The organism is Streptomyces katrae, assembly GCF_000966975.1.
GTDB lineage: Bacteria > Actinomycetota > Actinomycetes > Streptomycetales > Streptomycetaceae > Streptomyces > Streptomyces katrae.
This window is the reverse complement of record NZ_JZWV01000068.1, coordinates 1-12566: the sequence shown is the minus strand read 5'-3', so window position 1 is coordinate 12566 and position 12566 is coordinate 1. Positions and strand designations below refer to the sequence as shown.

The window sequence follows — 12566 nt, the reverse complement described above, 5'->3', positions numbered from 1 at the left end:
GCCCGCCCTCCTCCTGGGCGCACGGCTCGGGGAGCCGCTCCACGGGTACGGCGGGCGCCTGGACCGGGTCGGGCTCGGGCTCCTGGCCGGAGAGCGCCTGCCACAGCGCCCCGAGTACGGCGACCAGTCCGCAGCCCCCCGCGTCGACCACCCCGGCCCTGCCGAGGGCGGCCAGCTGGCCGGGGGTCTCGGCGAGGGCCGCGCGGGCCCCCTCGTAGGCGGCGCGGGCGACGTCGGCTGCGGTGCCGGGGGCGGCCTGCGCGGCGCGGGCGGCGGCGCCTGCGACGGTGAGCATCGTCCCTTCGACGGGGTGGGCGACGGCCTGGTAGGCCTCCTCGGCGGCCCGGGTGAGGGCCTCGGCCAGCAGCGGGCCGGGGGCGCGGCCGGCGGGGTCGGCGCCGAGGACGTCGGCGACGCCGCGCAGCAGCTGGGCGAGGATGGTCCCGGAGTTGCCGCGGGCGCCTATGAGCGCGCCGTGCGCGTAGGCCCGTACGGCTTCGGGCAGGGAGGCGGCGGTGTCCGGGGCTGTGCCGTCGGTCACGCCGGGGGCGGTCCGGGCGAGGGCGCCGGTCAGGGCGCGGTCGGCGGATTCGGCCGTCAGGTAGAGGTTGGTGCCGGTGTCGGCGTCGGCGACGGGGTAGACGTTGATCGCGTCGATGTCGGTACGGGCCCGGCCCAGTGCGGCCAGGGCCAGGGAGCTCCAGGTACGCACCGCCCCGGCGTCGAACTCGTCGGCGGGCTGCGGCTCGGGCTCGTGCGCCACCGGGCGTTCCTCCTTGTGCGGGCCAGGGTTCACCGCAGGGTAACCAAGGACGGCCGCCCGCCCGGGACCCCGGGGCGGAGCCCGGCCCCGTCATGGTAGTTTTCTCGGACCCAAGCAGTCGTTGTATGCTGCTCAGGTTGCCCGTCGAGAGTCGGGTCATTCGTCCGGCAAGCCACTTCAGATCTCTGATTCCGGTGTGCCGGATTCCACCGTAATTGCATCTGAAGTCTTGGAGTGACCTGTGGCTGCCAACTGCGACGTTTGCGCCAAGGGGCCGAGCTTCGGCAACAACATCTCCCACTCGCACCGCCGCACCTCGCGTCGCTGGAACCCGAACATCCAGCGCGTCCGTGCCGTGGTCAATGGGACGCCGAAGCGCCTCAACGCCTGCACCTCGTGCATCAAGGCCGGCAAGGTCTCGCGCTGACGCCTCCCGTCGTCGTAGCGCAGCCCTTTCCGGTTGCCAAGAAGGCCGGTCCACCTCTGGTGGGCCGGCCTTTTGCCTTGTCTGGGGGCAGCCGAGGACCCCTTGACGTTTAGGCCTGCTCCTCGGCTCAGCGCCACCGCCAGGCGTGGTCCACCGGGCCGATGCCGCCGCCGAGCGCGAAGCCGGCGGCGATGGCGCCGGTGACGTACTCCTTGGCCGCCGTGACCGCCTCCGGCACGGACAGGCCCTTGGCCAGGCCCGCCGCGACCGCGCTGGCGAGGGTGCAGCCGGTGCCGTGGGTGTGCCGGTTGTCGTGCCGGGGCGCCCGCAGCCACACTTCCTCGGAGCCGTCGGTCAGCAGGTCCACGGCCTCGCCGCCGTGGGCGGCGAGGTGGCCGCCCTTGATCAGCGCCCAGCGCGGTCCGAAGCCGAGGACCGCGTCGGCGGCCCGCCGCATGCCGTCCTCGTCCTCGACGGCCAGCCCGGTCAGCTGCGCCACCTCGTCGAGGTTCGGCGTCGCCACGGTGGCCCGGGGCAGCAGCCGTCCCCGTACGGCGTCCAGCGCGGAGGCCGCGAGCAGCGGGTCCCCGTGCTTGGAGACCCCCACCGGGTCCACCACCACGGGTGCGTCGGTGCCGGCCAGCAGCTCCGCGACGGTCTCCACGAGGACGGCGGAGGAAAGCATCCCGGTCTTGACGGCCTGGACCCCGATGTCGTCCACGACGGCCCGGTACTGGGCCGTGACGGCCTCGGCGGGCAGCTCCCAGGCCCCCTTGACCCCGAGGGAGTTCTGCGCGGTCACGGCGGTGACCACGCTCATGCCGTGCACCCCGAGCGCGAGCATCGTCTTGAGGTCGGCCTGGATGCCCGCGCCGCCGCCGGAGTCGGATCCGGCGACGGTCAGGCACAGCGGCGGGGCGTACCCGCCGCTCACGGGGCGTCCTCGGTGGCCGGGTCGGTGCCGAAGTGGTCCCAGCCGCCGGTGCTGGTCCAGGGGGCGCCGTCCACGGTCACCTGGGGCAGGGCGGAGCGGTGCTGGACCTCCCCGATGACCTTCCAGCGGGCCGGGAGCTTCACGTCCGGCGGGAAGGTCGCCACGATGGCGTGGTCCTCTCCCCCGGTGAGCACCCACTGCAGCGGGTCGACGCCGACGGCCTGGCCGATGTCGTGCATCTGGGTCGGGATGTCCACGGCCCCCGAGCGCAGGTCGATCCGTACGTGGCTGGCCTCGGCGATGTGCCCGAGGTCGGCGATCAGGCCGTCGCTGACGTCGGTCATGGCGGTGGCGCCGAGTCCGGCGGCCGCGGGGCCCGCGTGGTACGGCGGCTCGGGGCGCCGGTGCGCCTCGACGAAGGCCCGCGGGGAGCGGAAGCCGCGCGAGAGCACCGCGTAGCCGGCGGCGGACCAGCCGAGCCAGCCCGTGACGGCCACCACGTCGCCGGGCTGGGCTCCGGAGCGCAGGACGGGCTCGTGGTTGCGCAGGTCGCCGAGGGCGGTGATGGAGACGGTGATGGTGTCCCCGCGGACGACGTCGCCGCCGACCACGGCCGCGCCGGCGACCTGGCACTCGTCGCGGATGCCGTCCATCAGCTCGGTGGGCCAGGTGACCGGCAGCTCCGCCGGGACCACCAGGCCGAGGAGGATGGCCGTCGGCACCGCGCCCATGGCGGCGATGTCGGCCAGGTTCTGCGCCGCGGCCTTGCGGCCCACGTCGTAGGCGGTGGACCAGTCGCGCCGGAAGTGCCTGCCCTCCAGCAGGATGTCCGTGCTGGCCACGACCCGCCGGTCGGGGGCCGACACGACCGCGGCGTCGTCGCCCGGCCCGAGCCGGACCGCCGGGGTGGTGGTGAGCCGTGAGGTGAGCTCCCTGATGAGCCCGAATTCCCCCAGCTCGCCCACAGTGCCCTTCATCGCTGTGCCCCTTCTTGGCAAGTCCGCTTGCGGTCGCGAGCCGTCACAGCTCTGGGTACCGTCAACAGATACGTCAACTTCTGGTCTGTGTACGCCCCGCTGTGCGTGGCGCCTGGTCTGCGGGTCTCCCCGTGGCACCCGGCGACGCGGTACCGTGGCGTCCCTTCTTCCCCCGGCCCTTCCGATTCTGTCGGGCCCATCCGAAGGTTAGGGGAAATGATCCTCGTGGCCGCCCTGGAGGTTCCGTGGTACAGGCGTACATCCTCATCCAGACCGAGGTGGGCAAGGCGTCGGTCGTCGCCGAGTCCATCGGGAACATCGCGGGGGTGATCCAGGCCGAGGACGTGACGGGGCCGTACGACGTCATCGTGCGCGCCCAGGCCGACACCGTCGACGATCTCGGCCGCATGGTGGTCGCCAAGGTGCAGCAGGTGGAGGGGATCACCCGCACCCTGACCTGCCCCGTGGTCCATCTGTAGCCCCCGTCTACTCTTGGCCGGTGATGTCTTCGCACCGCCGGCCCCTGCGTCTACTGGCCCTGCCCGCCCTGTCGGCGGGCCTGGCCCTGGCGGGCTGTGCCCCCGGGGCCTCCGAGGTCCGGGTGACTCCGCCGCCCGCCCCGCCCGCCGACGTCGCGGGGCTCTGTGCGGCGCTGCACAAGGAGCTCCCGGAGACGGTGTCCGGGCTGGACCGGACCGCCACCGAACCGGAGTCGGATCTGACCGCCGCGTGGGGCGGCCCGGCGATCGTACTGCGGTGCGGTATCCCCAAGCCCGCCAAGATGGCCGATCCGAAGGCGGACGGGGTGGAGGTGAACGGCGTCGGCTGGCTGGTGGAGCGGCCGGCCGACGGCGGTCTGAAGTTCACCACCGGGTCCCGCCTCGCCTACACGGAGGTCTGGATCGACAAGGAGCATGCCACGGACGCGAGCATGCTGGTCGGTCTGTCCGCCGCCGTGGCCAAGACCGTGCCGGCCGGGATCTCCTCCTACTGACCCGCCCCTCCCCCGCGCACACCGCCGCCCGCCAGGAACGCTCCTGGCGGGCGGTCGGCTGTACGGGACCGGCGGCTGCTAGCGCAGGCCGGTGGAGCGGCGCAGGGCGGCCTGGATCAGGCGGTCCACCAGCTCCGGGTACTCGATGCCCGACTCCTGCCACATGCGCGGGTACATCGAGATCGGCGTGAACCCCGGCAGGGTGTTGATCTCGTTGATGACGAAGGTGCCGTCCTCCGTGAGGAAGAAGTCGGCGCGGACCAGGCCCTCGCAGGACGCGGCCTCGAAGGCCTCGATCGCGAGCCGCTGCACCTCGGCGGTCTGCTCCGGGGTGAGCGGGGCGGGCACGAGCCCCGTGGCGGAGTCGATGTACTTCGCCTCGAAGTCGTAGAAGTCGTGGCTGGAGACCGGCGGGATCTCCGCGGGCACGCTGGCGCGCGGCCCGTCCTCGAACTCCAGGACGCCGCACTCGATCTCCCGGCCGCGCAGCAGGGCCTCCACGATGACCTTGGGGTCGTGGAGGCGGGCCTCGCGGATCGCGTCGTCGAGCCCGGAGGCGTCGTCGACCTTGGTGATGCCGATGGAGGAGCCGGCCCGGGCGGGCTTCACGAACAGCGGCCATCCGTGCTCGGCGGCGAAGTCCAGGACCTTGGTCCGGGCGGCGTCCTGGTCGGCTTCCCACTCGCGGGGGCGGATGGTCACGTACGGGCCGACGTTCAGCCCGAAGGAGGTGAACACCCGCTTCATGTAGTCCTTGTCCTGGCCGACGGCGGAGGCGAGGACGCCGCAGCCGACGTACGGGATCCCGGAGAGCTCCAGGAGGCCCTGGAGGGTGCCGTCCTCGCCGTAGGGGCCGTGCAGCACGGGGAAGACGACGTCGACCTCGCCCAGCGCCTTGGGGACGGAGCCGGGCTCGGTGTAGACGACCTCGCGGCTGGCGGGGTCCACGGGCAGCACGACGGTGCCGTCCGGGGACTCCGCCAGCGACTCCACGTCGGGGAGCCGGCGGTCGGCGATGGCCATGCGCTCGGGCGCGTCGGCGGTCAGGGCCCACCGGCCGTCCGTGGTGATGCCGATGGGCAGCACCTCGTACTTGGAGCGGTCGATGGAGCGCAGAACGGCGCCCGCGGTGACGACCGAGATGGCGTGTTCCGAGCTGCGGCCGCCGAAGACGACGGCGACGCGGGGCTTGCGGCCCTGCTGCTCAGGGGTCTGGGGGAGGTTCTCGCTGCTCATATCGCCACGAGAGTACCCGCTCAAGCGTCCGGAAAGGTGTCAGTGTCGTTCCGGTTTGGCGCTGCGGCCCATGAGTTCCTTCAGCGCGACCAGCGTGGGCTTGCCGTGGTGGACGATGTCGACGACCGTGTCGGTGATCGGCATGTCCACTCCGTACCGGCGGGCCAGATCCGCCACGGACTGGCAGGACTTGACCCCCTCGGCGGTCTGCTTGGTGACCGCGATGGTCTCCTCCAGGGTCATCCCGCGGCCCAGGTTCGTGCCGAAGGTGTGGTTCCGGGAGAGCGGCGAGGAGCAGGTGGCGACGAGGTCGCCGAGGCCCGCGAGGCCGGAGAAGGTGAGCGGGTCGGCGCCCATCGCCAGGCCCAGGCGGGTGGCTTCGGCCAGGCCCCGGGTGATGAGGGAGCCCTTGGTGTTGTCTCCCAGCCCCATGCCGTCGGCGATGCCGACGGCGAGGCCGATGACGTTCTTGACGGCGCCGCCGAGCTCGCAGCCGATGACGTCGGTGCTGGTGTACGGGCGGAAGTACGCGGTGTGGCAGGCGGCCTGGAGGCGCTGGGCCACGGCCTCGTCCACGCAGGCGACGACGGAGGCGGCGGGCTGGCGGGCGACGATCTCGCGGGCCAGGTTGGGGCCGGTGACCACGGCGACGCGCTCGGCGGGGACCTTGGCCACCTCTTCGATGACCTCGCTCATCCGCTTGGCGGTGCCGAGTTCGATGCCCTTCATCAGGGAGACGAGGACGGTGTCGGGTTCCAGCAGCGGGGCCCAGGCGGCGAGGTTGCCGCGCAGGGTCTGGGAGGGCACGGACAGCACGGTGAAGTCCGCGCCGCGGGCGGCCTCGGCCGGATCGGTGGTGGCGCGCAGGTTCGCCGGGAGCTCCACGCCGGGGAAGTAGTCCGGATTGGTGCGGCCGGTGTTGATGGCGTCGGCGACCTCCGGGCGGCGGGCCCACAGGGTGACCTCGCAGCCGGCGTCGGCGAGCACCATGCCGAAGGCGGTGCCCCAGGAGCCCGCCGAGAAGACGGCTGCCTTGACGGGACGCGTCACTTGGAACCCTCCCCCGCTGCCTTGCGCCGCTGCTGCGCGCGGGCCTTGCGGTGGTCGTACGGCTGGTCGGGGGCCTTCTCGCCGCGCAGCTCCTCCAGGAGCCGGGTGATGTCGGCCATGATCGCCTCGGTGGCCCCCTTGAGGACCTCGGGCGTGGGTTCCTTGCCGTAGAAGGCCGAGAGGTCCACGGGCGGCCCTGCGAGGACCTGGAGGGTCTTGCGGGGGAACAGGCGGACCTTGTTCTCCTTGGCGTACGGCGGCATCACGTGGTTGGCGCCCCACTGGGCCACGGGAATGACGGGGGCCCGGGTGACCAGCGCCACGCGGGCGACACCGGTCTTGCCCGCCATCGGCCACAACTCGGGGTCGCGGGTGAGGGTGCCCTCGGGGTAGAAGGCGACGCATTCGCCGCGCTCGACGGCGGCGACGGCGGCCCTGAAGGCGTCCAGGGCGTTGGTGGTCTCGCGGTAGACGGGGATCTGCCCCGATCCGCGGAGGATCGCGCCGACGAAAGGCACCTTGAAGAGTCCGGCCTTGGCGAGCAACCGGGGCACCCGGCCGGTGTTGTACTGGAAGTGCGCGTAGGACAGCGGGTCCAGGTACGAGTTGTGATTGACGGCGGTGATGAATCCGCCGTCGGCCGGAATGTGCTCCATTCCCCGCCAGTCCCGCTTGAAGAGCACTACCAGCGGCGGTTTTGCGATGACCGCCGCCAGGCGGTACCAGAAGCCGATTCTGCGGCGGGACACTCGGAGCACCTTCCTCTAGGACCGGGGCGAGGGGGCGCCTCCCAGCGGTGGCTGGAGGAGCCCGGCACCTCGTGGGCCGGACAAGTGTCGCCCCGGGTCCGGTCTCTGTCGAGAACACCGTACGCCCCGCCCGGACCGGCGGGCTCCCCCGCGCCCGGTCTGAGGCGACAATGGGCCGACTGATGACCGGGCCGTGACCCGCCCTTGGCCGGGACGGGTGCGGCCGCGCACCGGAGCGAAGGAGTCCGCCACGAACGCCGTCTGGAGCCTGGTGGTCCCGCTGAAGCCCCTGGCGCTGGCCAAGAGCAGACTGGCGGCCGCCGTGGGAGCTTCCCGGCCGGGGCTGGCCCTGGCCTTCGCGCAGGACACGGTGGCGGGGGCGCTGGCCTGCGCTTCGGTCGCGGATGTGGTGGTCGTCACGGACGACGCCGTGGCGGGGGCGGAACTGGCCCGACTCGGGGCCCGGATCCTGCGGGACGCTCCGGCCGCGGGGCTCAACGCCGCGCTGGACCACGGCGCGCGGGCCGTGCGCGCCGGGCGGCCGGGGGCGCCGCTGGCCGCGATGAACGCGGACCTGCCCGCACTGCGCCCGCCGGAATTGCTACGTGTGCTCGATATCGCTTCGGCATTTCCCCGGGCATTTCTGGCGGATGCGGCGGGAATCGGTACGACCCTCCTTTCCGCCGGCCCGGATGCGGAATTGGCGCCCGCGTTCGGCGGATCCTCCCGGGCCCGGCATTCCGCTTCGGGGGCGGTGGAAATAGCCCTGGCGGACGTGGAGAGCGTGCGCAGCGACGTGGACACCGGGCCGGATCTGCGCAGGGCCCTCTCCCTCGGCGTGGGCCGGCACACGGCCCGATACAGTGCGCGTATGCAGGCGACCGCTTATACGTACGACGCACAGACCCGCACCGGCAGCGTGCTGCTGGACGACGGCACCCCGGTGCCCTTCGGGGCCGAGGCCTTCGACGCGGGGGGCCTGCTGATGCTGCGGCCCGGGCAGCGGGTGCGCATCGAGACGGACGGCGAGGGCGCCGGCCTGCGCATCACTCTCGTCACCCTGCAGACGTTCTAGCCCTCGGCCCCGCGAGGGCCCCGTCACCCCTGTGACCTGCGAAGCAACGCACCGCGGGCCGGCTTCCCCCGGGGGGAAGCCGGCCCGGCGTGTGTGACTCGTGCCCTTACTTCTTGCGGGCGGTGGTCTTCTTCGCGGTGGCCTTGCGCGTCGCCGTCTTCTTGGCGGGCGCCTTCGTCGCGGTGGCCTTCTTGGCCGCCGGGGCGGTCTTCTTCGCGGTGGCGGTGGTCTTCTTGGCCGCCGCCGTGGCCTTCTTCGCCGGGGCCGCCTTCTTGGCGGCGGCCGTGGTCTTCTTCGCGACCGTGGTCTTCGCGGCCGTCTTCTTGACGGTCGCCGTGGCCTTCTTCGCCGTCGTCTTCTTGGCGGCGGTCTTGGTGGCCGTGGTCTTGGCGGCGGCCTTCTTCGCCGTGGTGGCCTTCTTCGCGGCGGCCTTCTTGACCGTGGCGGAGGCGCCGCCCGACAGGCTGCCCTTGGGGGCCTTCTTGACGGCCACCTCGTCGCCCTTGGGGAGCTTCTTGGTGCCGCTGACCAGGTCCTTGAAGCCCTGACCCGCGCGGAAGCGGGGAACGGAGGTCTTCTTGACCCGGACGCGCTCACCCGTCTGCGGGTTGCGGGCGTAGCGGGCCGGGCGGTCGACCTTCTCGAACGAGCCGAAGCCCGTGACCGAGACCCGGTCGCCCGCGACGACCGCGCGGACCATCGCGTCCAGTACCGCGTCGACCGCGTCGGCGGCCTGCTGGCGGCCGCCGAGCTTGTCGGCAATCGCTTCTACGAGCTGCGCCTTGTTCACGTCTTCCCCTTCGGAGACCTCGCCAGAACGAATGTGTTCAAGCTTATTTCGCACGTTAGGCGGATATATACCGCAAATCAAACACGAAACGGGCTAATCACCCTAGTGCCGCAACGATGTGAGCCGTTACGGAGTTCCTTCGCATCAGTCGCCTTCAGGGAATCGACCCTCGTCGAGGTCCTTCATCAACCTGTCCAGGCGCCTTGCCGCGTCGGCGAGATCGTGCTTCGCCGCGGCAGTGACGACCAACAGCTTCCGGGACAGCGCCATCCTTACGCCCTCCGGGACTTGCAGTGTGCGCACCCTTGCGTGTGCTTCTTTCAGCCGGTCCGCGACGAGCTCGTAGAGCTCGAGTTGACTGTCGCGTTCCATGCACAGATTGTGCCATCTGGGGCGAGTTGTCGCCTCACGGGGCCTCAACAAACGGCTGTGCCCCCCGCCCGGAGGCGGGGGGCACACTCTTGCCGATGTGATCACCCGAGGGTGAATAAGCGCTGCTCAGGCAGGAATCAGACGCGAATCGTACGCGGCTTGAAGGCGGGGCGGGTGCTTTCGTACGCGTCGATGTCGGCTTCGTTCTGAAGGGTGAGCGAGATGTCGTCCAGTCCCTCCAGCAGCCGCCAGCGCGCGTTGTCGTCGAGTTCGAACTCCGCCTCGACACCCTCGGCTCGGACCTTCCGGTCGACCAGGTCGACGGTGATCTCGGCGGTCGGGTCGGCCTCGGTGAGCTCCCACAGCCGGTCGACGGTCTCCTGCGGCAGGACGACGGTCAGCAGACCGTTCTTCAGCGAGTTGCCGCGGAAGATGTCGGCGAAGCGGGAGGAGATGACCGCCTTGAACCCGAAGTTCTGCAGGGCCCAGACGGCGTGCTCGCGCGAGGAGCCGGTGCCGAAGTCGGGGCCGGCGACCAGGACGGTCGCACCGGCGCGCTCGGGGCGGTTGGTGACGAACTCCGGGTCCTTGCGCCAGGCCTCGAAGAGCCCGTCCTCGAACCCGTCACGGGTGATCTTCTTCAGCCAGTGGGCGGGGATGATCTGGTCGGTGTCGACGTTGCTGCGGCGCAGCGGGACGGCGCGGCCGGTGTGGGTGGTGAAGGCTTCCATGGCTCAGACTCCGGCGGTGGCGTTGACGTCGGACAGGTCGGCGGGCGAGGCCAGATGGCCCAGGACGGCGGTGGCGGCGGCCACCTGCGGGGAGACCAGGTGGGTCCGCCCGCCCTTGCCCTGCCGGCCCTCGAAGTTGCGATTGGAGGTGGACGCGGAACGCTCACCGGGGGCCAGTTGGTCGGGGTTCATGCCCAGGCACATGGAGCAGCCCGCGTGCCGCCATTCGGCGCCGGCGTCCTTGAAGACCTTGTCCAGGCCCTCCTCGACGGCCTGGAGCGCGACCCGGACGGAGCCCGGGACGACCAGCATCCGTACGCCGTCGGCGACTTTGCGGCCCGCGATGATCCCGGCGACCGCGCGCAGGTCCTCGATGCGGCCGTTGGTGCAGGAACCTACGAAGACGGTGTCGACCTTGATCTCGCGCAGCGGCTGCCCGGCCGTCAACCCCATGTACTCCAGGGCCTTTTCGGCGGCCAGGCGCTCCGAAGCGTCCTCGTACGAAGCCGGGTCGGGGACGTTGGCCGACAGCGGCGCGCCCTGGCCCGGGTTGGTGCCCCAGGTGACGAACGGGGAGAGCGCGGAGCCGTCGATGACGACCTCGGCGTCGAAGACGGCGTCCTCGTCGGTGCGCAGGGTCTTCCAGTAGGCGACCGCCGCGTCCCAGTCCTCGCCCTTCGGGGCGTGGTCGCGGCCCTCCAGGTAGTCGAAGGTGGTCTGGTCGGGGGCGATCATGCCCGCGCGGGCGCCGGCCTCGATCGACATGTTGCAGATGGTCATGCGGGCTTCCATCGAGAGCTTCTCGACGGCCTCGCCGCGGTACTCCAGGATGTAGCCCTGGCCGCCGCCGGTGCCGATCTTGGCGATGATCGCCAGGATCAGGTCCTTGGCGGTGACGCCCTCGGCCAGCTCGCCGGTGACCGTGATCGCCATCGTCTTGGGGCGGGCCAGCGGCAGCGTCTGGGTGGCCAGCACGTGCTCGACCTGGCTGGTGCCGATGCCGAAGGCCAGCGCGCCGAAGGCGCCGTGCGTGGAGGTGTGGGAGTCACCGCAGACCACGGTGGTGCCCGGCTGCGTCAGACCCAGCTGCGGGCCGACGACGTGCACGACGCCCTGCTCCACGTCACCCAGCGAATGCAGGCGGACACCGAACTCAGCGCAGTTCTTGCGCAGCGTCTCCAGCTGGGCCCGGGAGACCGGGTCCGCGATCGGCTTGTCGATGTCGATGGTGGGGGTGTTGTGGTCCTCGGTCGCGATGGTGAGGTCCAGGCGCCGGACCTTGCGGCCGGCCTGGCGCAGCCCGTCGAAGGCCTGCGGGCTGGTCACCTCGTGCAGCAGGTGGAGATCAATGAAGAGGAGATCGGGCTCGCCCTCGGCGCGCCGGACGACATGGTCGTCCCAGACCTTCTCCGCGAGTGTCCTACCCATCGCTCTTTCCCTCCGGCTCACCGTCCCGGATCCAGTGGTTCGTGGACCCGTACATACAGACTCGCTGGTTCTTGGAAAATTTGAACTTGCGTTTCACAGTGTGAGACGTGAATATCGTTTCATGGACAACTCTAGCGGCGTCGGCGTTCTCGACAAGGCAGCTCTGGTATTGAGCGCACTGGAGTCCGGTCCGGCCACCCTCGCCGGGCTGGTCGCGGCGACAGGGCTCGCACGACCCACGGCACATCGCCTGGCCGTGGCACTGGAACACCACCGGATGGTGGCGAGGGACATGCAGGGCCGGTTCATCCTCGGCCCGCGGCTGGCAGAGCTTGCCGCCGCGGCCGGCGAGGACCGTCTGCTGGCCACGGCGGGACCGGTACTCACGCACCTCCGTGACGTGACGGGCGAGAGCGCGCAGCTCTACCGCCGTCAGGGCGACATGCGCATCTGCGTGGCGGCCGCCGAGCGGCTGTCGGGCCTGCGGGACACCGTTCCGGTGGGCTCGACGCTCCCGATGAAGGCGGGCTCGGCCGCGCAGATCCTGATGGCCTGGGAGGAGCCCGAGCGGCTCCACCGGGGTCTGCAGGGCGCGCGCTTCACGGCGACGGCCCTGTCCGGCGTGCGGCGCCGCGGCTGGGCGCAGTCGATCGGTGAGCGGGAGCCCGGCGTGGCGTCCGTCTCGGCGCCCGTGCGCGGCCCCTCGAACCGCGTCGTGGCCTCCGTGTCGGTCTCGGGCCCGATCGAGCGCCTGACCCGCCACCCGGGGCGTATGCACGCCCAGGCCGTCATAGACGCGGCCGCCCGTCTGACGGAGGCCCTGCGCCGCTCGGGCTGAGCCCCTCCCGGTCGCAGACCTCTTCCACCACAACCCCCGGGCCCGGGGGCGCGTACGACGCCGCACACGTCCGAACTCGCGCCTCCGGGCCCACACTTGTCCGCGGGCCGGCATCCGGCCGAGGGCTGTCCGAGGACTGGCCCGAAACAGCGGAGAGGCCCTCCGCGATGATCGCGGAGGGCCTCTCCTCATGTACCCCCGA

General features: G+C 71.7%; 14 protein-coding genes and 1 pseudogene. 5 read left to right on the top strand and 10 right to left on the bottom strand.

The annotated features are described in order from the left end of the window. On the bottom strand, positions 1-763 hold a 763-nt coding region (locus tag VR44_RS03795), incomplete at its 3' end, for a DAK2 domain-containing protein (RefSeq protein ID WP_045945913.1). A gap of 241 nt (positions 764-1004) precedes the next feature. On the opposite strand from VR44_RS03795, the gene rpmB reads away from it, so the two are divergent. Further along, positions 1005-1190 carry a 50S ribosomal protein L28 gene (rpmB, locus tag VR44_RS03790; protein WP_007266795.1) on the top strand — a complete coding sequence of 62 codons (186 nt, stop codon included), beginning with the start codon at positions 1005-1007 and terminating at the stop codon, positions 1188-1190. 127 nt (positions 1191-1317) lie between these two features. On the opposite strand, the gene thiD is transcribed toward rpmB, so the two are convergent. Next, positions 1318-2124: a bifunctional hydroxymethylpyrimidine kinase/phosphomethylpyrimidine kinase gene (gene thiD, locus VR44_RS03785; protein ID WP_045945912.1), complete on the bottom strand. Its 807-nt coding sequence runs from the start codon at positions 2122-2124 to the stop codon at positions 1318-1320. After that, a complete protein-coding gene (locus VR44_RS03780) occupies positions 2121-3101 on the bottom strand; it encodes a thiamine-phosphate kinase (RefSeq protein WP_045945911.1) in 981 nt (326 codons plus the stop codon). The genes thiD and VR44_RS03780 overlap by 4 nt, the downstream gene beginning before the upstream one ends. Positions 3102-3346: 245 nt before the next feature. Here VR44_RS03780 and VR44_RS03775 point away from each other — a divergent pair, with 245 nt between their 5' ends. Together VR44_RS03775 and VR44_RS03770 are read left to right on the top strand one after the other, a co-directional pair. Continuing rightward, positions 3347-3580 (top strand): Lrp/AsnC ligand binding domain-containing protein, encoded by a 234-nt coding sequence (locus tag VR44_RS03775; RefSeq protein WP_042816780.1) that lies wholly within the window; start codon positions 3347-3349, stop codon positions 3578-3580. 23 nt (positions 3581-3603) lie between these two features. Continuing rightward, the gene (locus VR44_RS03770; RefSeq protein ID WP_045945910.1) at positions 3604-4095 is read left to right on the top strand and encodes a DUF3515 domain-containing protein; all 492 of its coding nucleotides are present in this window, start codon (positions 3604-3606) and stop codon (positions 4093-4095) included. A gap of 78 nt (positions 4096-4173) precedes the next feature. Here the strand turns inward: VR44_RS03770 and VR44_RS03765 are convergent, their stop codons facing one another. From VR44_RS03765 to VR44_RS03755, 3 genes are read right to left on the bottom strand one after another with little or no spacing between them, the layout of a single operon-like run. Next, positions 4174-5331, bottom strand: coding sequence for a D-alanine--D-alanine ligase family protein (locus VR44_RS03765; protein WP_045945909.1), 1158 nt, complete (start codon positions 5329-5331; stop codon positions 4174-4176). 39 nt (positions 5332-5370) lie between these two features. Next, a complete protein-coding gene (locus VR44_RS03760; RefSeq protein ID WP_045945908.1) occupies positions 5371-6381 on the bottom strand; it encodes an NAD(P)H-dependent glycerol-3-phosphate dehydrogenase in 1011 nt (336 codons plus the stop codon). After that, positions 6378-7130 carry a lysophospholipid acyltransferase family protein gene (locus tag VR44_RS03755; protein WP_045945907.1) on the bottom strand — a complete coding sequence of 251 codons (753 nt, stop codon included), beginning with the start codon at positions 7128-7130 and terminating at the stop codon, positions 6378-6380. Before VR44_RS03755 ends, VR44_RS03760 begins: the two co-directional genes overlap by 4 nt. Positions 7131-7347: 217 nt before the next feature. Between VR44_RS03755 and cofC the strand changes: the two are divergent. After that, a pseudogene (gene cofC / locus VR44_RS03750) lies at positions 7348-7998 on the top strand (2-phospho-L-lactate guanylyltransferase); the annotation flags it as partial. Between the two features lie 313 nt (positions 7999-8311). On the opposite strand, the gene VR44_RS03745 reads toward cofC, so the two are convergent. The 4 genes from VR44_RS03745 to leuC form a co-directional block, all read right to left on the bottom strand. Beyond that, positions 8312-8995: an HU family DNA-binding protein gene (locus VR44_RS03745; protein ID WP_045945906.1), complete on the bottom strand. Its 684-nt coding sequence runs from the start codon at positions 8993-8995 to the stop codon at positions 8312-8314. Between the two features lie 144 nt (positions 8996-9139). Beyond that, positions 9140-9367, bottom strand: coding sequence for an SCO5555 family protein (locus VR44_RS03740; RefSeq protein WP_045945905.1), 228 nt, complete (start codon positions 9365-9367; stop codon positions 9140-9142). 137 nt (positions 9368-9504) lie between these two features. Further along, the gene (gene leuD, locus VR44_RS03735; RefSeq protein ID WP_045945904.1) at positions 9505-10098 is read right to left on the bottom strand and encodes a 3-isopropylmalate dehydratase small subunit; all 594 of its coding nucleotides are present in this window, start codon (positions 10096-10098) and stop codon (positions 9505-9507) included. Positions 10099-10101: 3 nt separating this feature from the next. Next, on the bottom strand, positions 10102-11526 hold the full coding sequence (gene leuC / locus VR44_RS03730; protein WP_045945903.1) for a 3-isopropylmalate dehydratase large subunit: 1425 nt from the start codon (positions 11524-11526) through the stop codon (positions 10102-10104). Positions 11527-11647: 121 nt separating this feature from the next. Here leuC and ndgR point away from each other — a divergent pair, with 121 nt between their 5' ends. Next, positions 11648-12364 carry an IclR family transcriptional regulator NdgR gene (gene ndgR, locus VR44_RS03725; RefSeq protein ID WP_007266782.1) on the top strand — a complete coding sequence of 239 codons (717 nt, stop codon included), beginning with the start codon at positions 11648-11650 and terminating at the stop codon, positions 12362-12364. The last annotated feature ends 202 nt before the right edge of the window (positions 12365-12566 follow it).

What these genes read in the sequence shown, in the direction of transcription:
- VR44_RS03780 (WP_045945911.1), bottom strand. Translation starts at nt 3,101, where the DNA reads ATGAAGGGCACTGTGGGCGAGCTGGGGGAATTCGGGCTCATCAGGGAG.
- VR44_RS03770 (WP_045945910.1), top strand. Translation starts at nt 3,604, where the DNA reads ATGTCTTCGCACCGCCGGCCCCTGCGTCTACTGGCCCTGCCCGCCCTG.
- VR44_RS03765 (WP_045945909.1), bottom strand. Translation starts at nt 5,331, where the DNA reads ATGAGCAGCGAGAACCTCCCCCAGACCCCTGAGCAGCAGGGCCGCAAG.
- VR44_RS03740 (WP_045945905.1), bottom strand. Translation starts at nt 9,367, where the DNA reads ATGGAACGCGACAGTCAACTCGAGCTCTACGAGCTCGTCGCGGACCGG.
- leuD (WP_045945904.1), bottom strand. Translation starts at nt 10,098, where the DNA reads ATGGAAGCCTTCACCACCCACACCGGCCGCGCCGTCCCGCTGCGCCGC.
- leuC (WP_045945903.1), bottom strand. Translation starts at nt 11,526, where the DNA reads ATGGGTAGGACACTCGCGGAGAAGGTCTGGGACGACCATGTCGTCCGG.
- ndgR (WP_007266782.1), top strand. Translation starts at nt 11,648, where the DNA reads ATGGACAACTCTAGCGGCGTCGGCGTTCTCGACAAGGCAGCTCTGGTA.